18 protein-coding genes and 1 pseudogene are annotated in these 21,791 nt (G+C 73.3%); 12 read left to right on the plus strand and 7 right to left on the minus strand.

Annotated elements, in window-relative coordinates:
• Window positions 1-39 precede the first annotated feature (39 nt).
• Window positions 40-960: a hypothetical protein gene (locus ABT078_RS02035; RefSeq protein ID WP_351222763.1), complete on the minus strand. Its 921-nt coding sequence runs from the start codon at window positions 958-960 to the stop codon at window positions 40-42.
• A 217-nt stretch (window positions 961-1,177) separates the two neighbouring features.
• Here ABT078_RS02035 and ABT078_RS02040 point away from each other — a divergent pair, with 217 nt between their 5' ends.
• The 4 genes from ABT078_RS02040 to ABT078_RS02055 are packed head-to-tail and all read left to right on the plus strand — an operon-like array spanning window position 1,178 to window position 6,322.
• Window positions 1,178-2,011, plus strand: coding sequence for a M55 family metallopeptidase (locus ABT078_RS02040; RefSeq protein WP_351222933.1), 834 nt, complete (start codon window positions 1,178-1,180; stop codon window positions 2,009-2,011).
• On the plus strand, window positions 2,004-3,350 hold the full coding sequence (locus ABT078_RS02045) for a M20/M25/M40 family metallo-hydrolase (protein WP_351222765.1): 1,347 nt from the start codon (window positions 2,004-2,006) through the stop codon (window positions 3,348-3,350). The genes ABT078_RS02040 and ABT078_RS02045 overlap by 8 nt, the downstream gene beginning before the upstream one ends.
• Before the next feature lie 13 nt (window positions 3,351-3,363).
• Window positions 3,364-5,364, plus strand: a complete 2,001-nt coding sequence (locus tag ABT078_RS02050; protein ID WP_351222767.1) for a S9 family peptidase — start codon at window positions 3,364-3,366, stop codon at window positions 5,362-5,364.
• 16 nt (window positions 5,365-5,380) lie between these two features.
• Window positions 5,381-6,322: a S66 peptidase family protein gene (locus ABT078_RS02055; RefSeq protein ID WP_351222769.1), complete on the plus strand. Its 942-nt coding sequence runs from the start codon at window positions 5,381-5,383 to the stop codon at window positions 6,320-6,322.
• A 468-nt stretch (window positions 6,323-6,790) separates the two neighbouring features.
• On the opposite strand, the gene ABT078_RS02060 is transcribed toward ABT078_RS02055, so the two are convergent.
• Together ABT078_RS02060 and ABT078_RS02065 are read right to left on the minus strand one after the other, a co-directional pair.
• On the minus strand, window positions 6,791-7,888 hold the full coding sequence (locus ABT078_RS02060) for an adenosine deaminase (protein WP_351222771.1): 1,098 nt from the start codon (window positions 7,886-7,888) through the stop codon (window positions 6,791-6,793).
• Between the two features lie 203 nt (window positions 7,889-8,091).
• Window positions 8,092-8,832 (minus strand): GntR family transcriptional regulator, encoded by a 741-nt coding sequence (locus tag ABT078_RS02065; protein WP_351222773.1) that lies wholly within the window; start codon window positions 8,830-8,832, stop codon window positions 8,092-8,094.
• 348 nt (window positions 8,833-9,180) lie between these two features.
• Here ABT078_RS02065 and ABT078_RS02070 point away from each other — a divergent pair, with 348 nt between their 5' ends.
• From ABT078_RS02070 to ABT078_RS02080, 3 genes are all read left to right on the plus strand, one after another.
• On the plus strand, window positions 9,181-9,345 hold the full coding sequence (locus ABT078_RS02070; protein ID WP_351222775.1) for a DUF1049 domain-containing protein: 165 nt from the start codon (window positions 9,181-9,183) through the stop codon (window positions 9,343-9,345).
• 26 nt (window positions 9,346-9,371) lie between these two features.
• Window positions 9,372-9,956, plus strand: coding sequence for a GNAT family N-acetyltransferase (locus ABT078_RS02075; protein ID WP_351222777.1), 585 nt, complete (start codon window positions 9,372-9,374; stop codon window positions 9,954-9,956).
• A 207-nt stretch (window positions 9,957-10,163) separates the two neighbouring features.
• Window positions 10,164-12,149 (plus strand): DUF5107 domain-containing protein, encoded by a 1,986-nt coding sequence (locus tag ABT078_RS02080; RefSeq protein ID WP_351222779.1) that lies wholly within the window; start codon window positions 10,164-10,166, stop codon window positions 12,147-12,149.
• Between the two features lie 68 nt (window positions 12,150-12,217).
• On the opposite strand, the gene ABT078_RS02085 is transcribed toward ABT078_RS02080, so the two are convergent.
• Entirely contained in the window at window positions 12,218-12,829 is a 612-nt protein-coding gene (locus tag ABT078_RS02085; RefSeq protein WP_351222781.1) for a M15 family metallopeptidase, read from the minus strand.
• A 315-nt stretch (window positions 12,830-13,144) separates the two neighbouring features.
• Here ABT078_RS02085 and ABT078_RS02090 point away from each other — a divergent pair, with 315 nt between their 5' ends.
• Window positions 13,145-13,822, plus strand: coding sequence for a response regulator transcription factor (locus ABT078_RS02090; protein ID WP_351222783.1), 678 nt, complete (start codon window positions 13,145-13,147; stop codon window positions 13,820-13,822).
• 92 nt (window positions 13,823-13,914) lie between these two features.
• Window positions 13,915-14,997 carry a sensor histidine kinase gene (locus ABT078_RS02095; RefSeq protein WP_351222785.1) on the plus strand — a complete coding sequence of 361 codons (1,083 nt, stop codon included), beginning with the start codon at window positions 13,915-13,917 and terminating at the stop codon, window positions 14,995-14,997.
• On the opposite strand, the pseudogene ABT078_RS02100 reads toward ABT078_RS02095, so the two are convergent.
• From ABT078_RS02100 to ABT078_RS02115, 3 genes and pseudogenes are all read right to left on the minus strand, one after another.
• Window positions 14,971-15,225, minus strand: a pseudogene (locus ABT078_RS02100) (hypothetical protein); the annotation flags it as partial. The gene ABT078_RS02095 and the pseudogene ABT078_RS02100 sit on opposite strands and share 27 nt — an antisense overlap.
• Before the next feature lie 320 nt (window positions 15,226-15,545).
• A complete protein-coding gene (locus ABT078_RS02110) occupies window positions 15,546-16,355 on the minus strand; it encodes a methyltransferase domain-containing protein (RefSeq protein WP_351222787.1) in 810 nt (269 codons plus the stop codon).
• A gap of 99 nt (window positions 16,356-16,454) precedes the next feature.
• Window positions 16,455-18,077, minus strand: a complete 1,623-nt coding sequence (locus tag ABT078_RS02115) for a bifunctional phosphatase PAP2/diacylglycerol kinase family protein (RefSeq protein ID WP_351222789.1) — start codon at window positions 18,075-18,077, stop codon at window positions 16,455-16,457.
• A gap of 395 nt (window positions 18,078-18,472) precedes the next feature.
• Here ABT078_RS02115 and ABT078_RS02120 point away from each other — a divergent pair, with 395 nt between their 5' ends.
• From ABT078_RS02120 to ABT078_RS02130, 3 genes are all read left to right on the plus strand, one after another.
• Entirely contained in the window at window positions 18,473-19,045 is a 573-nt protein-coding gene (locus ABT078_RS02120) for a TIGR03086 family metal-binding protein (RefSeq protein ID WP_351222791.1), read from the plus strand.
• Window positions 19,046-19,211: 166 nt separating this feature from the next.
• A complete protein-coding gene (locus ABT078_RS02125) occupies window positions 19,212-20,429 on the plus strand; it encodes an aminotransferase class I/II-fold pyridoxal phosphate-dependent enzyme (RefSeq protein ID WP_351222793.1) in 1,218 nt (405 codons plus the stop codon).
• 46 nt (window positions 20,430-20,475) lie between these two features.
• Entirely contained in the window at window positions 20,476-21,786 is a 1,311-nt protein-coding gene (locus ABT078_RS02130) for an MBL fold metallo-hydrolase (protein ID WP_351222795.1), read from the plus strand.
• Window positions 21,787-21,791: the final 5 nt, after the last annotated feature.

Consider the following 21,791-nt stretch of genomic DNA (forward strand, 5'->3'; position numbering starts at 1 on the left):
GCGGCGCACCTGCACGCGGACGGTCGTGCGCGTGCACCGTCAGTCTGTGGGCATGGACTCGCCCTCTCCCTGCGGCACCGGGCCTCCGGTGAAAGCGTCCAGGAGGACACGGTCGCCGACCGGCCGGTCCAGCTCCACCGTCATTTCCTTCGCCGGCAACGCCTTCCTGCAGGGGCCGGGTTCCGTGCCCACGACGGACGCGGACAGCACGACACTGCCGTCCGTCTCCAGGACGTCCACAGCGGGACCCTTGTCGCAGCTCCCATGGTTGGCCACCACCACGACGGACCGGCCGTCCGGGGCCACCGCCACCAGCCGGCCGAGGGGCGCCAGCTCGTCGGTGGGCACCTCACCGACCGGCTCGATCGGCGGCCGGGGGAGCTTCGAGGGGTTGAGGGCGACCCGCTGGAGCGGGGTGTCATAGCCCGCGAGGGTGAACAGCCAGGCCGGGACGGTCGCCCGGCCACGGCTGGTGGCCAGGGTCATCGTGCCCGGCTTCGCCCCGGTCACCGTGAGGTGCGGTCCGCCGTCGCCGCCGCGGGACAGCGACGCCAGTGCCTCCCGCGCACCCATCATCGGCAACGTGAGCGACTCTCCGCTCTCCCACCTCACCTGCCCGTCCTTGCGCGGGGTGGCGGGCAGCTCACCGCGCAGGACGAAGCTGCCCATCCCGTAGGCGCGCTTGTCCGCATCGTTGCGGAAGGCGTTCTCGGGCAGCCGGACCGGCTCCTGCATCGGGAAGTAGCCCTCGGCCCATGCCGCGGCCGCCTCGGAGCCGTCCCACGCCTCGGCGACCTCGCGGGCGCGGGATTGCGTCCGCGCCGCCTGGTCGGTGCCGCGGACCTGAGTGCCCCGGCCGTCGGCCCGCTCGCTGCCGCAGCCGGCGAGGGCACCGGTTCCGGCGGTGAGCACGGCGAGTGCGACGAGCAGTTCGACGGTGTGTGCTGTGCGCGTACGCATGGGTCCCCCTGGGGTTCGGAGCGCGGAGCGGAGGCTGTGTGGGGGAATCGATCGCCCCTGTGACGTGTCGTGCCCCGGCCCGGTTCCTCAGCAGAGCCCCCGGCTGCCAGTCGCCGAGCGCGCCCCCCGGCCGCGCCGCCCGCCGCGGATCCGTGACCCCCGACCCATGTCACGCCCGGTGCGTACGGCGGGGAACCTGCGGTAGGAATGGTGCATGTTGAAGATCCTCATCAGTGCCGACATGGAGGGCGCCACGGGCGTCACCTGGCCCGCCGACGTGCTGCCCGGTACGCCCCAGTGGGAGCGGTGCCGGGCGATGTTCACCTCGGACGTGAACGCGGCGGTGCTCGGCTTCTTCGACGGTGGCGCCGATGAGGTGGTCATCAATGAAGCGCACTGGACGATGCGCAACCTGCTGCTGGAGCGGCTGGACGACCGGGCCGAGATGCTGACGGGACGGCACAAGGCGCTGTCCATGGTGGAGGGCGTGCAGCACGGCGACGTGGACGGCATCGCGTTCGTCGGCTACCACACGGGCGCGGGTACGGAGGGCGTGCTCGCGCACACGTACCTCGCGAACTCCATCACCGGCGTGTGGCTCAACGGCGAGCGGGCGAGCGAGGGCCTGCTCAACGCCCATGTGGTCGCGGAGTACGGAGTGCCGGTCATCCTGGTCACCGGAGACGACCTGACCTGCGAGGACGCCCTCGGCTACGCCCCGGGGGCCCGTAAGGTCGCGGTCAAGGACCATGTGTCGCGGTACGCGGCGGTGTGCCGCACCCCGGCCCGTACCGCCGCCGAGATCCGTGCCGCCGCCAAGGAGGCCACCGCGCTCGCCGTCCGCCATGAGGCGGTGCGGGGCGGACCGTTCACCGTGGAGCTGGAGTTCGACGCCGAGCATCTCGCCGCGGCCGCGACGGTCGTGCCGGGCGCCGCCCGCAGCGGAGAGCGGCGCATCGCCTTCACCAGCGCGACGATGTACGAGGCGATTCGCACCTTCAAGGCGGTCACGACGATCGTCTCGGCCGCCGTGGAGGAGCAGTATGGCTGACGTGACCCGTACCGAACACCCGGGCGTCGACGAGACCGCCCTCACAGAAGTCGTGACCTTCACCTCCGAGCTGATCCGGCTCGACACCACCAACCGCGGCGGCGGTGACTGCCGGGAGCGGCCCGCCGCCGAGTACGTCGCCGAACGGCTCGCCGCGGCCGGCCTGGAGCCGGTCCTCCTCGAGCGCACCCCGGGCCGTACGAACGTGGTGGCCAGGATCGAGGGCACCGACCCCTCGGCGGACGCCCTGCTCGTCCACGGCCATCTCGACGTGGTCCCCGCCGAGCCCGCCGACTGGACCGTCCACCCCTTCTCCGGCGAGGTCCGCGACGGAGTCGTCTGGGGCCGCGGCGCGGTGGACATGAAGAACATGGACGCGATGGTCCTCTCGGTCGTACGGGCCTGGCATCGCGCAGGGATCAGGCCCCGTCGCGACATCGTCATCGCGTACACGGCGGACGAGGAGGCCAGCGCGATCGACGGCGCCGACTTCCTCGCCGGCCGGCACCCGGAGCTGTTCGAGGGCTGCACCGAGGGCATCAGCGAATCCGGGGCCTTCACCTTCCACGCCGGGCCCGGCATGGCGCTCTACCCGATCGGGGCGGGGGAGCGCGGCACCGCCTGGCTGAAGCTTTCCGCCCACGGGAGGGCGGGCCACGGCTCCAAGGTCAACCGAGCCAATGCCGTGACCCGGCTCGCCGAGGCGATCGCCAGGATCGGCGCACACGAGTGGCCGGTGCGGCTCACCCCGACCGTGCGGGCCGCGCTGTCCGAGCTGGCCGCGCTGCACGGCATCGCCGCCGACCTCGACGCGCCCGGCATCGACGTGGACGCGCTGATGGACAAGCTCGGCCGGGCCGCCCTGCTCGTCGAGCCCGTCGTGCGCAACAGCACCAACCCGACCATGCTGGACGCCGGTTACAAGGTCAACGTCATCCCCGGGCACGCGACCGCCTTCGTCGACGGGCGGGTGGTTCCCGGCGGGGAGGACGAGTTCCGCGACACCCTCGACCGGCTCACCGGACCGGACGTCGACTGGGAGTTCCACCACCGCGAGATCGCCCTGGAAGCGCCCGTCGACTCCCCGACCTTCGCCAAACTCCGCGCGGCCATCGAGCGCTTCGCCCCCGACGGCCACGTCGTTCCGTTCTGCATGTCCGGCGGCACCGACGCCAAGCAGTTCTCGCGGCTCGGCATCACCGGCTACGGCTTCTCACCGCTGAGGCTGTCCGAAGGCTTCGACTACGGCGCCATGTTCCACGGCGTCGACGAACGCGTACCCGTCGACGCGCTGCACTTCGGCGTCCGCGTGCTCGACCACTATCTGCAGTCCGCATAGGGGGGAATGGGCAATGGTACCCACGGGCGCCTACGGGACCTGGCCGTCGCCGATCGACGCCGCACTCGCCGCCTCGCACGACGGTCGCCCGGAGTACGCGGGCACGGTCGGCGACGAGGTGTGGTGGACCGAGCCGCGCCCCGCCGAGGGCGGCAGACGCGCCCTGATGCGGCGGCGGGCCGACGGCGCCGAGGAGTCGGTGCTGCCCGCCCCGTGGAACGTCCGCAGCCGGGTGATCGAGTACGGCGGCCGGCCCTGGGCCGGGGCGCCGCGGGCCGATGCCGGCCCGCTCGTCGTCTTCGTCCACCACGGCGACCAGCGGCTGTACGCGTACGAGCCGGACAGGGGCGGCACGCCCCGGCCGCTCACTCCCGTGTCCCCCGTCGGCGGCGGGCTGCGCTGGGTGGACCCGGTCATCCGCCCGGACCACGGTGAGGTCTGGTGCGTGCTGGAGGAGTTCACCGGGCCCGCACCCACCGATGTGCGTCGGGTGATCGCGGCGGTGCCGCTGGACGGTTCGGCGACCGACGACCGCGGCGTCGTACGGGAGCTGACCGACGACCGGCACCGTTTCGTCACCGGGCCCCGGCTGTCGCCCGACGGGCGGCACGCCGCATGGATCGCCTGGGACCATCCGCGCATGCCGTGGGACGGCACGACGGTGATGCTCGGCGAGGTGGCGGAGGACGGCCCCTTCCGCGCGGTGCGGGAGATCGCCGGAGGCGCCGACGAGTCGGTGCCGCAGGTCGACTGGGCCCCGGACGGCTCCCTGCTGTACCTCTCCGACCGGAGCAACTGGTGGGAGCTGCAGCGCATCCGGCCCGACGACCTCCACGGTGGCGAGGCACGGGCCACCAGCCTCTGCCCGGGCCGCGGCGAGGAGTTCGGCGGACCGTTGTGGAAGATCGGCCTCACCTGGTTCCAGCCACTGGAGAACGGGCTGATCGCCGTCATCCACGGCAAGGGCGCCACCGCTCTCGGCATACTCGACCCGGAGACCGGGGAGCTCGTCGACGCCGCGGGCCCCTGGACGGAGTGGGCGTCGGCCCTCGCGGTGAACGGCACCCGGGTCATCGGCGTCGCCGCGAGCCCACGCAGCGGTTACGAGATCGTCGAGCTGGACACCTGCACGGGCCGAGCCCGTGTCATCGGCTCGGCCCACGACGACCCGGTCGACCCCGCCTACTACCCCGAGCCGCAGATCCGTACCTTCACCGGGCCCGACAACCGCGAGATCCACGCCCACGTCTATCCGCCCCACAACCCGGACCGCATCGCTCCCGGCGACGAGCTGCCGCCGTATGTGGTGTGGGCCCACGGTGGGCCCACGGGCCATGCCCCGCTCGTCCTCGATCTGGAGATCGCCTACTTCACCTCGCGCGGCATCGGCGTCGCCGAGGTCAACTACGGCGGCTCGACCGGCTACGGGCGGGAGTACCGCAACCGGCTGCGCGAGCAGTGGGGTGTCGTCGACGTCGAGGACTGCGCGGCGGTCGCCCAGGCCCTCGCCGCCGAAGGCACCGCGGATCCGGAGCGCCTCGCGATCCGCGGCGGCAGCGCCGGCGGCTGGACCGCCGCAGCGTCCCTCACCACGACCGGCGTCTACGCCTGCGGCACGATCATCTACCCCATCCTCGACCTCATGGGCTGGGCCGCCGACGGGACCCACGACTTCGAGTCCCAGTACCTCGAGTCGTTGATCGGGCCGCTCGCCGACGTTCCCGCCCGCTACCGTGAGCGATCGCCGATCGAGCACGTCGACCGGATCACCGTCCCGTTCCTGCTGCTCCAGGGCCTGGACGACCCGATCTGCCCACCGGCGCAGAGCGAGCGCTTCCTGGACCGGACGGCGGGCCGCGGCATCCCCCACGCCTACATCGGCTTCGAGGGGGAGAGCCACGGCTTCCGTCGCGCGGACACCATGGTCCGCGCCCTGGAGGCCGAACTGTCCCTGTACGCGCAGACGTTCGGCATCACCCGTACCGATGTCCCCGCGCTCGAACTGAAGCAGTGAACCGGAGGCCGAGACCATGCTCCCCGTGCCCGTGAGGCCCCTGACCCGGCCCGCCCGACTGCGCCCGGGCGCCAGGGTCGCCGTCGTGGCACCCAGCGGGCCCGTTCCGGCCGACCGGCTGGAAGCGGGCCTGGACATCCTGCGCGGCTGGGAGCTGGATCCGGTCGTCATGCCGCATGTCCTCGACGAGCACCCGCGGCTCGGGTATCTCGCGGGCGACGACGCGGCCCGCGCCCGGGATCTCCAGGACGCGTGGTGCGACCCCTCCGTCTCCGCCGTGCTGTGCGCCCGCGGAGGCTACGGCGGCCAGCGCATGGTCGACCTCGTCGACTGGGCGGCGATGCGTGCGGCGGGACCGAAGGTCTTCGTCGGCTACAGCGATGTGACCGCGCTCCACGAGGCCTTCGCCGTACGGACCGGGCTGTCCACGCTGCACGGAACGATGCCCGCGACCGAGGTCTTCCTCAAGGACCCGCGCACCCAGGAGTCGTTGCGCGCCACGCTCTTCGAGCCCGAGTCCGTCCGCACCCTCGGCCTGGAGACGGCCGCACCCCTGGTGCCGGGCCGGGCCGCGGGGGTGACGCTCGGCGGCTGTGTCAGCCTGCTCGCCGCCGACCTGGGCACCCCGCACGCGCGGCCCTCCGCCCGGGGCGGGCTGCTGCTGATCGAGGACATCGGCGAGGAGCCGTACCGCCTGGACCGCATCCTCACCCAGCTGCTGCGCTCGGGCCGGTTGGACGGGGTCGCCGGCGTGGCCCTCGGCTCCTGGGCGGAGTGCGGCCCGTACGAGGAGGTCAGGGCCGTTCTCCTGGACCGGCTGGGCGGGCTCGGTGTGCCGGTCGTCGAGGAGCTGGGCTTCGGGCACGGGCCGACGACGCTGACGATGCCGCTGGGGGTCCCGGCGGTGCTGGACGCGGACGCCGGGACGGTGACGCTCGACGTACCGGCGCTGTGCTGAACCCTGCTTGCGCTGAGCCGGGGACGCCGCCGACAAACCGGTGCGCTTCGCCAAGCTGTACGACGTCGCGCCCGACGGGACGAAGACGCCGGCGCACCGGCTGCCGGCGCCGGTGCGCGTGCTGTTTCCGGACGGCAGGCCGTGGAGGATCATCTGCTGGACGCGTTGGTCCCTGCGGTGTACGGGATCCCGCTGGACGACCGGGCGGCACGGGGCCCGTGGAGTCCGGCGCAGGCGGAGCGCCGGCTGGGCTTCCTCGCCCGGCACCTTCAGCGGACTCGCTCTCAGCTGCAGATGCTGCGGACGTTCTCCGCAGGTGGCAAGCACTACCTGCCGGCGTTCCGGATCCAGATCGATCCGGAGTTCGCGGACGTGGCCCGCAAGGCCGTGAACGACATCGTCGCCCAGACCTCCCCCGCCACGCCCCCGCGGCCCCTGACCGGCCCCGCAGGCACCGTCCGCACCCGCCTACAGCGCCGCGTACCCCGGCCGTACCACCTCGTCGAGGATGCGGCGGCGCTCCGGCAGCGGAAGAAACGCGGACTCGAGGGCCGCGGCCGTGAGCTGCTCGAAGACCTCGGGACCGTAACCGAAGGCGTCCACCATGTGCTGGAACTCGCGGCTCATGGTGGTACCCGAGACCAGACGGTTGTCGGTGTTGAGGGTGACCCGGAAGCCGAGGCGCCGCAGCAGGTCGATCGGGTGCGTCGCGTAGTCCTTCGCGGCGCCCGTCTGGAGGTTGGACGTCGGGCAGACCTCGAGCGCGATGCGGTTGTCGCGCACGTACGCGGCGAGGTGGCCGAGCGTCGCCGTGCCGTCGTCGTGGACCTGGATGTCGTCGGTGATGCGGACCCCGTGCCCGATCCGCTCGGCGCCGCAGACCTGGACCGCCTCGTGGACGGACTCGGCGCCGACGGCCTCGCCCGCGTGGATCGTGAAGTGGCAGTTGTGCCGCTTCAGGTGCTGGAAGGCGGGGAGGTGACGGGCCGGCGGGTTGCCGATCTCGCCGCCCGCGATGTCGAAGCCCGCCACTCCGCGGTCCCGGTGGGCCACCGTGAGCTCGGCTATCTCCAGCGAGCGCTGCGTGTGCCGCATGCCCGTCAGGAGCGCGCGGACCGTGATGCGGCCGCCCGCGCGGCGCTCGCCCTCGCGGAAGCCCTCGTTCACGGCCCCGACGATCTCGTCGAGGCTCAGGCCCTGCTCCTGGTGCTGCTCGGGCGCGTACCGCACCTCGGCGTAGACGACCCCGTCGGCGGCCAGGTCCTCGGCGCACTCGGCGGCGACACGGAAGAGGGCCTCGCGGGTCTGCATCACCGCGCAGGTGTGGGCGAAGGTCTCCAGGTACCGCTCCAGCGAACCGGAGTCGGCGGCGTCCCGGAACCAGACGGCGAGCGCTTCCGGCTCCTCGGTGGGGAGATCGCCGTAGCCGCACTCATGGGCCAGTTCGACGATGGTGCCGGGCCGCAGGCCGCCGTCCAGGTGATCGTGGAGGACGGCCTTGGGAGCGCGGCGGACCCAGTCCGCGACGGGGGAGAGGGCGGGCGCGGAGTTGTCAGACAAGTGCATGCGGCGTGAGTGTACGGCACGGGGTGGCGCGGTGCCGTGACGGGGCCCACGCGGGCCCGTCCCCTGGCCGGGCCGGGGCCAGGGTGTCCGTCCTCGAACGCCGGACGGGCTGGGTGTCTGCGCCGGTCCGGCCGGCTCGGGTGTGTGTCCTCGAGCGTCGCAGGGGCTCGCTGCGTCCGGCAGGGCCACGCGGCGGGGCTCGATCAGTTCGACTGGAGGACCGGCAGCGCCGGCGCCCCCGTCGGCAGCATGTGCTTGGCCGCCAGGATCGGCACGTCCCCGGCGCGCACGACCTGCGTGACCAGTACCGCAGGGGTGTCGGCTGCCCGCTCCAGCTGCGACCCACGCCGCCGCCCGAGCACGGTCGCGGTCACCCCGGAGTACGCCGTGAGCGGCACCCCGCGCGAGGCGGCGGCCAGCACGGCCAGCATCGAGGTGCGGTCGGCACGACCGGCCTCGTGAAGGGCATGCGCGAACGCCGGATGCGCCCGTTCCAGTACGTCGTCCGACGCCGCCCACTCCTGGCTGAGCGCCGCCGCGGCGTCCCCGTACAGCAGGGACTCCCAGAACCGCAGCTCCGCGCGGGCAGGAGCGAGCAGATGCTGGGTGGTGAAGTCGGTCGGCTCCTCGACGGCCCGCCGCAGCGCCCGCACCCGCAGCGGCGCGCCGGGCGACAACTGCTCCTCCAGCGGCTGGAGTTGTTCGAAGCCGCGCCGGAGCGGGCGGTCGTTCACGGTCCTGCCGACGCCCCGGCGCACGGTGAGGAGCCCGTCCTCCTGGAGCAGCAGCAGCGCCTCGCGGAGGGCGGGCCTGCTGACCCCGAGTTCGGTGGCGAGACGGGGCTCGGACGGCAGGGTGGAACCCGGCGGATAGGTGCCGTCGTGGATGGCGTCCGCGATCCGCTCGTACAGGACGACGACCGGGCGGCGCTGCGGTCCGCTCACCCGTCCGCTCGCTGCTCCGCTGACTGCCACTGTGTCTCCCCGGCTCACTTGTCAGCTCACTGGCGCGGGCTGGGTATGCGATGTCCTTGTTGCTTCCACCGTAGTTCACGGCCAAGGCATCCTGAGGGACCGGGCATGCCGTAGCTTGTCTGACAAGGATGAGTGGGCCTGTCGGTGTCTCACCCGTACGGCCCGCTCCGCCGTCCTCATGGGGCCAGGATCCGTCCGTCCTGGTCCCATGAGTCCCGAGGACGCCTCGAGAGGCGGCACGACCGGCAGCGGGGCAGGGGCCGGGACGGGGGAGGCGGTCTCGGTGGCCGGCTCACCGTTGCGAGGATCGCGTTCCTGGTGCTCGCGGCCCTCACGCTGATCTTCGTCTTCGAGGACACCCTTCGGGTGAAGGTCAGGGCCCTGGTCCCCGAGGTCGTCCTGCCGCTGTGCCTGGCCCTGCTGTCCGCGACGATCCTGGGCCTGCTCTGCGGCGGGTGCCCCTTCCGGCGCCGCGACAAGTGACGGCGGACAGGGCCTAGCCTGGCGACATGAAGCCCGACGCCTCCCGCCGCTCCGCCCCCCTGGGCCTGCTCGCCGAGGGGCCGCGCGTAGGCATACGGCACTACCGTCCCGGCGACGCCGACGAGTTCACCGCGCTCGCCCGCGCGAGCAGAGAGCTGCACCGGCCCTGGCTCTTCCCGCCCGAGACGGGCGAGGCGTACGCCGCGTACGCGCACAGGCTCATCGACGATCCGACCAAGGAGGGCTTCCTGGTCTGCGACCGCGACGACGGCCGGATCGCCGGATTCATCAACATCAACAACATCGTCCGCGGCGGCTTCCTCTGCGGAGCCGTCGGCTACGGCGCCTTTGTGCACGCCGCAGGCCGCGGTCTGATGAGCGAGGGCCTGCGCCTCGTCGTCCAGTACGCCTTCGGCCCGCTCGGCCTGCACCGCCTCGAGGCCAACATCCAGCCCGGCAACGCCGCGTCCGTCGCGCTCGTCCGGGGGCTGGGCTTCCGGCTGGAGGGTTTCTCCCCGGACTTCCTCTTCATCGACGGCGCCTGGCGCGACCACGAACGCTGGGCGATCACCTCCGAGATGACCCTCCGGTCGGGCCATCCGGCCGATTGAGGATCCGTCGCACGGCGGGTGAGGACGAGTCGCATGCGCGGCAGCGCGAGTGCGAGCGCCGCACCGGCCGTGCTCCTCGCGGACCTTGTGGCCGCGGCCTTTGCCGAAGAGTGACCTGCTGAGCCCCTGGCCGGGGCGGCGCCGACCGTGTTCCATGGTCATCGCGCGAACGATGCGATCGACGTGCGAGCGAAAAGCGAGGTTGCCGTGGCCACCACCGTGCGACGTGCCGTACTGACCCTGCCCGCGGCCCCGTTGGGGCCCGAGAATCCGCTGCCTGCCCTCCGCCCCCTCGACGAACTCCACGCGCTCGACGAACGCGCCAAGGACGGCCTGCCGCGGGACATGGCCCGCCAGATCGGATACGAGCCGCTGCGCACCGTGCTGCCCACGAGAGTGCGCGACGGCTACGGACGCGAGCGCTCCGCGACGGACCTCGACACGATCGTCATCGAGAACGACCGGCTGCGGGTCACCGTCCTGCCCGGGCTCGGTGGCCGGATCCATTCCCTGCACCACAAGCCCACGGGTCGCGAACTCGTCTACGCCAACCCGGTGTTCCAGCCCGCCGCCTTCGCGCTCAACGGCGCCTGGTTCTCCGGCGGCATCGAATGGAACATCGGCGCCACCGGCCACACCACCCTCTCCTGCGCACCGCTGCATGCCGCCGTGGTCCCCGCCCCCGACGGCGGCGCGATGGTGCGGCTGTGGGAGTGGGAGCGGCTGCGCGATCTGCCGTTCCAGGTCGACCTCTGGCTGCCCGACGGCTCCGACTTCCTCCATGTCGGCGTCCGGATCCGCAATCCGCACGAGCGGCCCGCGCCCGTCTACTGGTGGTCCAACATCGCCGTACCCGAGGGCCGGCGGACCCGGGTCGTGGCCCCGGCCGACGGGGCCTGGCACTTCGGTTACGAGCGCGCGCTGAGGAAGGTCGCGGTCCCCGGGCACGAGGGCGTCGACCGCACGTACCCGCTGCGCAGCGAGTACCCCGCCGACTACTTCTACGACGTGCCGGGCGACGCGCGCCGGTGGATCGCCTCGCTCGACGCGGACGGCCTCGGGCTCGTCCAGACCTCCACCGACCTGCTGCGCGGCCGCAAGCTCTTCCTCTGGGGCTCGGGGCGTGGTGGGCGACGCTGGCAGGAGTGGCTGACCGAACCCGGCACACCCGGCTACGCCGAGATCCAGGCCGGGCTCGCCCGTACCCAGCTGGAGCATGTACGGCTCGACGCGGAGGGGGAGCTCAGCTGGCTGGAGGCGTACGGGCCGCTGTCCGCCGATCCCGCGGCGGTGCACGGCGACGACTGGGCCGCGGCCCGTGCCGAGACCGCCGCACGGCTGGAGGACGCCCTGCCGCGCGCGGACGTCGACGCCGCGTACGAGGCGTGGCAGCGGTGCGCGGACACCGAGCCGGGCGAGATGCTGGCCACCGGCTCGGGGTGGGGTGCGCTCGAAGTGCTGCGCGCCGGGTACAAGTTGCCGGGTACGCCGTTCCCCGAGGCGACCCTCGGTGAGGAGCAGGCGCCCTGGCTGGAGCTTCTGCGGACCGGAGTCCTGCCGTCGCCGCGCCGCGTCGTCCCGCCGGGCCCCACCCTGGTCGCCCCGCACTGGCGGGACATGCTGGAGACCGCCCCCGCCGAACCGCTCACCGAATACCACCTCGGTGTCGCCCAGTGGCACGCGGGCGACTTCGCCCAGGCCGTACGCAGCTGGGAGCGCGGCCTCCGGCTCGCCCCCTCGCGCTGGCCGTTGCTGCGCTGCCTCGCCGTCGCCGACCGGGAGGGCGGCCACGTCGAGCGCGCCGCCGAGCTGTACGCGGAGGCCTTCGACGACCTCTGCGCGGAGCGCCGTGACGACGGGGAGGCCTGGACCGCGGCGACGGCGGCGCTGGCCCGCGAGACCGTCGAGGCGCTTCTCGCGGCCCGCCGCCCCGCGTCGGCCCGCGCGGTGCTGACCCGGCTCTGGCCTGCCGTGCGCGAGCGCGGACGCTTCCGCTTGCTGGAGGCCCGGCTGCTGCTCGCGGAGGGCGACCGTGGTCGCGCCCGGGCGGTCTTCGAGGAGGGTTTCGAGGTGGCGGATCTGGCCGAGGGTGCGGAGATCCTGGGCGAGGTGTGGTCGGCGCTCGCGGACGAGCCGCTGCCGGAGAGCTACGACTACCGGATGCGGCCGCCGCGGGCCCTGGGCGGGGGCTGACCTTTCCACGCCCCGCCCCTTCCGGGGCCGGCGCGCCGTCCCGGTCCCGGGCGCCTGCCCGGTACCGGTCAGCCGGCGGCGTTGTTCAGGAGGGCGGGGCAGGTGCCGCGGGGGCCGGTCAGCAACTCGAAGTGCCACATCTCGTTGGCGTAGACCTGGCACAGGCCGTAGGCGGAGCCGTTGCGGATGAGCCAGTCGTCGGCGTCGGTGGGGCCGATGTCCACCGCTTTCCCGGACACGTGGGTCGACTTCTCCGGGGTGTTCACGAATTCCCGCGCCTTTTCCAGGCTCCCGTACTTCTCGATGCCCTCATCCAGCAGGCGCTGTTGCTGTTCCTTGCTGCGCCAGCCCGACGTGACCACGAATTCGATGCCGTCGTCGCGGGCATCACGGGCCGCTTCCTGCACGGCCTTCAGCAGACGCTTGTCCAGATGGCCGACGGCCGGGTGCCAGGTGTCGAAAGGGGTGATTTCACGGTCGTCCGGTAGGTCACCGTCGTCGTCAGCCTCGGGAGAGACGTCCGCGGGCGTCCCGCCGCTGTCCGGCGAATTTTCTGCTGGCGCGGTTGCCCGCGCAGCCGGTTCGCTCCACGTCGTCACGGCCCATGTCGCCGACAGCACCAGCACCAGGAACGCGCAGATTACTGCCGGCAGCGAGCCAGGGAGTCGGCGCGCCGCCATGGCTGAGCGGTTCGCCACGTGGTTGTCGTGCATCGTGGCCTCCAGGCATCTCGGACGGAGCGGCGGGTGCCGCTCGGTGATGCCTTGAGTCAAGGGCGGGCCGTGTTGCCAGGCCGTCTCGATTTCCCGATACGTTTTCGATAGGCCCGGACCGCTCCAATAGAGGTGGCCGGGCACAGGACCGGCGGCCGGTCCGGCTCGCGGCACTAGCGCTCCGCAGTGCGGAAATCACTCTTCGCCAGCGTTCCCGGCCGGGCCGTAGGGTGGGCCGAAAGCCGAATATCGGCTGGTTCGAGACAGGGCGGGAGAGGCCGTATGCGGGTGCTGATTGTCGAGGACGAGGTGTATCTCGCCGAGGCGGTGCAGGCCGGCCTGAGGCTCGAAGCCATTGCCTCCGACATCGCCGGGGACGGCGACACCGCCCTGGAGCGCCTCGACGTGAACGAGTACGACGTCGTCGTCCTCGACCGCGACATTCCCGGCACGCACGGCGACGACGTGTGCCGGATCATCGTGGAGCGGCGCCTCGGCTGCCGCGTGCTCATGCTGACGGCGGCGGGCCTCCTCAACGAGAAGGTCACCGGGTTCGAGCTCGGCGCCGACGACTACCTGACCAAGCCCTTCGACCTGAAAGAGCTGGTCGTGCGGCTCCGCTCACTGGCCCGCCGGCCCAAGGACAGCACACCCCCGGTCATCGAGTACGCCGGAATCCGGCTGGACCCGTTCCGTCGCGAAGTCTTCCGCGACGGGAAGTACGTGGCGCTCACCAGGAAACAGTTCGCCGTCCTCGAAGTCCTCATCACGGCGCGGGGCGGGGTCGTCAGCGCGGAGACGCTGCTGGAGCGGGCCTGGGACGAGAACGCCGACCCGTTCACCAACGCGGTCCGCATCACCATGTCCACGCTCCGCAAACGGCTGGGCGAACCGTCGTCCATCCACACCGTGCCCGGTGTCGGATACCGGCTCGACGAACGGGCGGGGCACGGACAGTGAACCGGCGATCAGCACCCCACCGGGCCACCGCCGCAGCACCGGCGGCGGACGACACAGCGCGCCCTCCTCGGCCGCGGCGGCTGACCGCCCGGATGAAGCTCACCCTCACCTACGCCCTGTTCGTGGTCGTCGCGGGCGCGTTCACCCTGGCCGTCATCTACCTGGCCTTGCGCTTCGTGCCCAACTACCCCCTGACCGCCGCGAACCCACGGGACGAAAGCGGCGCCCCCTCCCGGCAGGAGATCCTGCAGACCCTGCTCGAAGCCTCCGGCATCACGCTGCTCCTGCTGGCGCTCGTCGGGGTCGGCGGCGGATGGTTCATCGCGGGCCGCGTCCTGCGGCCCCTGCAGGACATCACCCGAGCGGCCAGGCGGGCGGCCGACGGTTCCCTGGACCACCGTGTGGGACTCACCGGTCCGCGCGACGAGTTCACGGATCTCTCCGACACCTTCGACACCATGCTCGCCCGACTGCAGCGGTCCTTCGACGCACAGCAGCGCTTCGCCGCCAACGCCTCGCACGAGCTGCGCACTCCGCTCGCCGTCAACCGCACCATGCTCGACGTCGCCACCGCCGACCCCGACGGCCAGGACTACCCCAGACTCGTGGCCCGGCTGCGCGAGACCAACCAGCGCGGCATCGAGGTCACAGACGCCCTGCTGCAACTTTCCGTCCTCGAACACACCCCGCCCACCACCCAGCCCCTCGATCTCGCCGACACCGGCCGAGAAGCCCTCGACCTCGTCCGCGAGGAAGCCGGGACACGGGGCGTCACCCTCTCCGCCGACACCCTTCCGGCCCCGGCCACCGGCGACGTCGTACTGCTCCGCCAGCTCACCCTGAACCTGCTCCACAACGCCCTGCGGCACAACCTGCCCACCGGCGGATCGCTCACCCTGACCACCGGCCCCGACTCGGCACACTCCGGCCGCGCCGTCCTGACCGTCACCAACACCGGGCCCCTCCTACCCGAGACGGTCGACCACCTCACCGAACCGTTCCTGCGCGGCAGCGGGCGCCTGGCCGAGAAGGATCCCGCGCGCCGCGGGCACGGCCTCGGTCTGGCCATCGTCGCCGGCATCGTCCGCGCCCACCATGGCGATCTGATGCTGACACCCAACCCCGGCGGCGGACTCACCGTCCGTGTGTCACTCCCCGGCCTTTCGGTTACTTGAGGTGGCGAGGCCGTCGGTGGTGATGGCCGGGCGGCCGCTGGTGCCGACGACGACAAGCTTGATGGTGTGTTCGGCGCTGGTGGTCCAGGTCTTGGCCCAGATCGCGTCGAGGTACTCGGTGGTGGTCGACTTGAGGTCGGCGGTGGGGGTCTTGTCGCCGTCGACGTAGATGTATGCCTGTCCGCAGATGGAGGCGCGGGAGACCACCCGGACCGCGGACCGAGAGCTGCGGCTGTTCTCGACCATCACCACGTTCGGCACATCGATGGACATCACGCTGGACGAGGCCGCGATCGAGTCGTGCTACCCGGCGGACGCGGAGAGCGCCGCCTGCTTCACCGCATGCGACGGTGGGAGTCAGGCCCGCCGCCAGGTCACCTTGGGGCCGGTTTCCCTGCGGATGATCCGCAACGGCCATATGCCCTCGTCGTCGACTTCCCGGACGCGTACTCGTTCGGCCACGACAACAGCTCGGCGGGTCCGAGCCGCCCGGCCGGCACCCGGACGGCGCGTCGCAACAGGGCGAACATTGCCTGCTGCGGCATTCGCTAGGCGCGGCAGAGGAGTTCGCCGTGCGGGACCATGAACCACGCGTCGGCCTCGGCGCCCCACGCCCGCCACGCGTCGGCGATCGCCGCCAGCTCCGCGGCGCTCGCATGCCCGCCGTCGACCGCCAGCTTCGCGTACACCGAAGCGGTCGTACGGTCCGCCCAGAGCTCGCTCCACCACGCGCGCTCCTCGGGGGTGGCGAAGCACCACGCCGTGGTGGTCGCCGTGATGTCGGTGAAGCCCGCGCGGCGCGCCCAGGAGTACAGGCGGCGGCCGGCGTCGGGTTCGCCGCCGCCCGCGCGGGCGACGCGGTGGTAGAGCTCCAGCCAGCCGTCCAGGGCGGGCGCTTCCGGGTACCAGGCGAAAGCGCCGTAGTCGCTGTCGCGGACGGCGACCATGCCGCCGGGGCGGCAGACACGCCGCATCTCCCGCAGCGCGCCCACCGGATCGCCCACGTGCTGCAGCACCTGATGGGCGTGCACGACGTCGAAGGAGTCGTCCGGGAACTCCAGTGCGTGGACATCGGCGACGGCGAAGCGGACGTTGTCCAGTCCGCGCTCCCTCACCGCCCCTCGTGCGTCGTCGAGAACGGCCGCGGCCGCGTCCACCGCCGTGACCTGGCCCGGCGCCACCAGCGCGGCCAGATCGGCCGTGATCGTGCCGGGCCCGCAGCCGACGTCGAGCAGGGTCATGCCCGGGCGCAGTTCGGGGACGAGATGGGCCGCGGAGTTGGCGGCGGTCCGCCAGCGGTGCGAGCGCAGCACCGACTCGTGGTGCCCGTGGGTGTAGACAGCGGTCTCCTGCGGCATGGCCGTACTCCCTCTCCCTCGCGCGAAGCAGTACGGTCACGGTACGCCGCCGGATCGAATGATGAGACCTGCGTATCGCGATATGGGACGAAGGAGGTGTCAGCCCACCACGACCGGCGGCACGACGGTGGCGTGCGCATCGAGCGCCGCGGGCCGGTACACGATGAGCGCCTCCTCTCTCTTGTCGAGGACCAACTCGTGGGCGGCCTCGCCCACTTCGCCGTCGTACGCGAACGGTGTGCCCGGCGCCAGACCGTCGATCCGCAGCCGTCGCAGCCGGACCGCCGCATGGAAGGGGGAGCGGCTCAGCGGACCCGCGAGCGCCGCGGCCAGCAGGCGGAGCCCCGGACCGCGGCCGCCGTGCACCACCCGCACGTCGAGCAGACCGTCCGCCAGATTCCGCCGTCGGCCGGGCGCGGGGCCGATCCGCCGGTAGAGGCAGTTTCCTGCGAACAGCAGCCACAACGGGCGCCGGGTGTCGCGGAATTCGGCCTCCAGCGGATGGTCCGCGCGCAGCGTCCGCAGCGCCGCGAGGACCCCTGCGGGCCATGTGCCGATGCGGGGCGCCCAGTGCTCGCGGATCCGTACGAGCTCCGGATAGACGCCGAGGCTGAAGGTGTTCACGAAGTGCCCTTCGGGCGCGCCCCCGACACCCGGTCTGAACCGGCCCAGGTCGACCCGTACGGCATCGCCCGACGCCAGCGCCCGGCAGGTGTCGTGGACCGTCTCCACGCCCAGGTCCTTCGCGAAGTGGTTGAGCGTGCCGCCCGGGAACACCGCGAGCGGCAGACCGTGGCGGGCCGCCACGGCCGCCGCCCGGTTGACCGTGCCGTCCCCGCCCATGACCCCGAGCGCCAGGCAGCCGTCCGCGGCCTTCTCCAGGGCGGCGTCGAGCTCGTCCGGTGCGCACTCCACGATCCTGGCGAGCGGCAGAGCGTCCCGTACGAGCCCGGCGCCCGACTCCCCGGCTCCAGGCAGGACGGTCCCCGGACCTGCCGATCGGTTGACGACGACGACCAGGTCCTGGCCGCCGGGCAGCACCGGCGCGTCGGCGTGCGGGCGGCCCGGCGGTGGCAACCGGTCGCGGGTCGGCACCAGCCCGCGCACCACGAACGCCGCGCCGACGCCGAGTGCCGCGCCCGCCAGCACATCGCTCGGGTAGTGCACGCCCGTGTAGACGCGGGAGAACGCGACCGCGAGTGCGGCGGGCGCGACCACCGCGCCCCACGCCTTCGACTCCATGGCCACCCCGGTGGCGAAGGCAGCGGCGGAGGCCGAGTGCCCGGACGGGAAGGAGGTGGTGAACGGCTGCCGCTTCAGCTGCCGGATCAGCGGTACGGCATCGAGCACCGGCCGGGCGCGCCGTACCGAGCGCTTGCCCACGGTGTTGATCGTCGCGGAGGCGAGCGCCAGCGACGCGAGGCCGCGCAGTGCCGCCCGGCGGGACCGGGGCCGGTTCCCGATCACGGCGATGCCGGCCGCCGTGCCGAACCAGAGGAGCCCGTGGTTGGCGGCTCGGCTGAGCCTGGGCAGGAAACGGTCGGCGCCGGGCCAGTGCCGGGTCGCGACCGCGTGGAAGGCGCGCTGGTCCCATCCGGCCGCCCACAACCGGAGGGAGGGTTTCCGGACGGTGTGCCGGTCGGCTGTGTGGCCGGCCGCGAATGCGGCGGTGTGGGCGGCCGCATGCGTCGGGTCGTCGGCGTGGTGGGCTGAGGCGGACATGGAACGCGGGTACCCCGCGGGCCCGGGGCCCAAGCGGGACCACGGCCGAAGCGCCCCAAAGGGCCGACTGCGCGGCGCGCGCGGCTGCCGGGCCGCGGCCGGGTCCGCGGAGCGGCCACGGGCCTTTGCCGTGGGCCGTGGGCTGTGCTGCGGTGGGGTGCCGGGTCCTGGCCGTGGTTCCGGGGCTGTGCGGCGGAGCGACCTCGGACCCCCGCCGTGGGCCCTGGGCCGTGTGCTGCGGTGGGATCTCGCGTTCTTGGCGTGGTTCCCCGTGCCCCGCCGCGGAGCGACCTCGGGCCCTCCCCGTGCCCCGCCGCGGAGAGCGCTGCGGACACCCCCCCGGGCCCGGGGTGGACCGTTCGCGTGGGCCGCCGGGCGGGCGCAGAGTGGTCCCCATGGACAATCGCCTTCTGGACCGGCATGCCGAGGCGCTCGCGCTCTTCACCGACCGGGTGCACGCGGTGCGGCCCGACCAGTGGGAGGCTCCGACGCCCTGCACCGAATGGTCCGTCCGGGATCTGGTGAACCATCTGACCGCGGAGCAGCTCTGGGTGTCGCCCCTGGTCGGTGAGGGCAGGACCATGGCCGACGTCGGCGATGCCTTCGACGGCGACGTACTCGGGGAGCACCCGGCCGTCACCTGGGACTGCGCCGCATCCGCCGCGAAGGCCGCCTTCAACGAACCGGGAGCACTGGAGCGCACGGTGGAGCTGTCGTACGGCGAGAGCACGGTGGCCGCCTACTGCGCGCAGATGGTCGCCGACGCCACCGTGCACGCCTGGGACCTGTCCCGGGCCATCGGCGCGGACGAGGCGCTTCCCGGCGCGCTCGTCGACTTCACCGAGCGTGAGGTCGCGCCGTACGCCGCGGGCCTGGCGAAGAGCGGGCTGTTCGCCCCTGCCGTGACGCCTCCGGCGGGAGCGGGCGTGCAGACGCAGTTGCTCTGCCTGCTCGGGCGCAAGCCGTGATCATGCGGACGCGGTAGAGCGGTCAGATCGTGCAGGTCGGGGCGATCCGGCAGTCGGCGCGGATCACGGGAATGGGCTGACCGGAGCGGCGGGCCGGGCCGAACCTCCGTATAAAGGGCACGTGGGCCGGGCAGGGTTCCCGGGCGCGAGCACGGGAGGTGGTCGCATGGAGCAGGATCCGGAAGATCACGGTCCGGTCCGTTACGGCCCGCCCGCACCGGAGCCGGGCCTGCCCGTGCTGCCCGAGCTCGCCGAGGTGCTCGCGGCCGCGGCCGGGCGCACATCGACCCAGGAGTCGCCCGGCGGAGGGCCGATCCTGCGGGAGGCCGCCGCCGGCTACTGGTGGCGGCGCGGACTGCGCAGCCGCCCCGAGGACGTTGCGGCCGCGCCCGGCGCGCAGCCCCTGCTGCTCGCCCTGCTGGCCGCGCACGGCGGCGATGTGCTGATGCCGCGGCCGTGCCCCGCCTGGTGGACGCCGCAGGCCCGGCTTCTCGGGCGGCCCGCCTACCACGTGCCCACGCCCGCGGAGTGCGGTGGCGTGCCGGACCCGTACGCGCTGCTGGAGACGGTGCGCAGGGTGCGGGCCGAGGGCGGTGCACCGCATCTGCTGCTGCTCTCCGTCGCCGACGATCCGACCGCCACGGTCGCTCCGCCGGAGCTGGTGCGTGAGGCCTGCGAGGCCGCCGTCGACGAGGGCCTGCACATCGTCAGCGACGAGACGTGGCGGGACACGCTGCACCGGCCGCACGAGCGGGTGCTGCTGAGCCCTGCCGAGATGTGCCCCGACGACGTGACCGTGATCAGCGACCTGTCGGGCGCGCTCGCCCCGGCCGCGTGGCCGGTGGCGGTCGCCCGCTTCCCCGCCACGGTCCGAGCGGCGGGGAAGCGGGCGAGGGTCCTCGACGTTCTCACCGCGCTCGGGGCCTTCGTCGCCGGCCCGGTCGCCGTCGCCGCCGCGCACGCTCTCGGCGAACCCGGGCCCGTCACCACGCGGGCCGCCCGCGCGGCCGCACTCCACGCCCAGGTCGCGGCGGCGGCCCACCGTGCGGTCCTCACCGCGGGCGCCCTCGCCCGGCCCCCTCAGGCGGGCCGCCATCTCTACGCCGACCTGGGCCCGCTGCGCGCCCGGCTCGCCGCGCGCGGCGTCAGCGACTCCATGGAACTCGAGGACTACCTCAGCGCCCGCCTCGGCACCCTGTCGCCCGGCGGCCACCGCTTCGGCGACGAACTCGGCGCTCTGCGCGTCCGCCTGGGCACGGGCCCACTGCTCGGCACGACGCCGGAGGAGCGACTGGAATCGCTCGCCGCCGAACGACCACTGGAACTGCCCCACGTGGCCAGGGCACTGACCGCCCTCGGATCGGCCTTCGACGAACTCCGCTGACCCACCCGCGAACCGCGAGCCCGACCCGCGCTGAACGGAGCCCCAGATGACGGACCCCCCGGAGCCCCGCCCCGCCGACCACCCGCCCGCGGCGGACGACCCGTACGGCCCCGTGCGTGCGGCGCCCGGCGACGGGTGCGCCCCAGGTCAGGGGCGCGTGGAAGCCTCCACCCGGTCGGAGCCCGGTTCATCCGCGGTGCGACCCGTCAGGTCTGCCGTCGAGGCAGGCCCTTCGGTACGTCCGGCGCCGACCGGGGGAGCGGGCGCTCACGGGGGAGACGGCCCCGCGGGGGCCGCCGGTGCAGCCGGCGCAGCGCGCACCGCCGCGGCCCGCTCCACGACCGGACTGCGCCCGCTCGGTTCGGTCCGCCGCTGGCCGCGCTCGTTCGCCGACCGGCTCACTGCGCCGTTGCCCGGGGTGAGGGCCATGGCCAGGCTGGCCAGGGAAGGGGCGCTGCGGCCCGCCGGGGCAGGGCTGGCGGACATCCCCCAACTGCCCTTCGCGCCGGGGCCGCTGCCCGCCGCGGAGCCGGGGACCGTCGCCGTCACCTGGGCAGGGCACGCCAGCTGGGTGGTGACGATCGGAGGGCTCACCGTGCTCACCGACCCGGTGTGGTCGCGCAGGATCCTCGGCACCCCCGCCCGTCTCACCCCGGTCGGCATCCGCTGGGAGGACCTGCCGCGCGTCGATGCCGTGGTCATCAGCCACAACCACTACGACCACCTCGACGCCCCCACCGTCGCCCGCCTCCCCAGGCGCACCCCGCTGTTCGTCCCGGCCGGGCTCGGACGGTGGTTCCGGCGCCGCCGGTTCACCCGGGTCACCGAGCTCGACTGGTGGGAGGCCGCCGAACTGCCCGCGCCCGGCGGGGGAGCGGTGCGGTTCGACTTCGTACCGGCGCACCACTGGTCCAAGCGCACCCTGACCGACACCTGCCGCTCGCTCTGGGGCGGCTGGATCCTCACCGACCAGCGGGGCCGCCGGGTCTACTTCGCGGGCGACACCGGATACGGCCACTGGTTCAAGGAGATCGGCCGGCGCCACCGGGACATCGATCTGGCGCTGCTGCCGATCGGGGCGTACGCGCCGCGCTGGTGGCTCAGCACCGTGCACACCGACCCGGAGGAGGCTGTGCAGGCCTTCCAGGACCTCGGGGCCCTCAACATGGCGCCGATGCACTGGGCGACGTTCGTGCTCTCCGCCGAGCCCGTCCTCGAGCCGCTCACCCGGCTGCTGGTGGCCTGGGAGCACACCGGCCTCGCGCGCGAGCAGCTCTGGGACCTCCCGGTCGGCGGCTCACGTCTGCTGTCCGTGGCCGACCGGAGCCGTGGCGCGCGCCTGCTCGCCTCCGATTGAAGCAG

Origin of the sequence: Streptomyces sp. NPDC002133 (assembly GCF_040296405.1) — a bacterium.
In the GTDB taxonomy this organism is placed as follows: Bacteria; Actinomycetota; Actinomycetes; order Streptomycetales; family Streptomycetaceae; genus Streptomyces.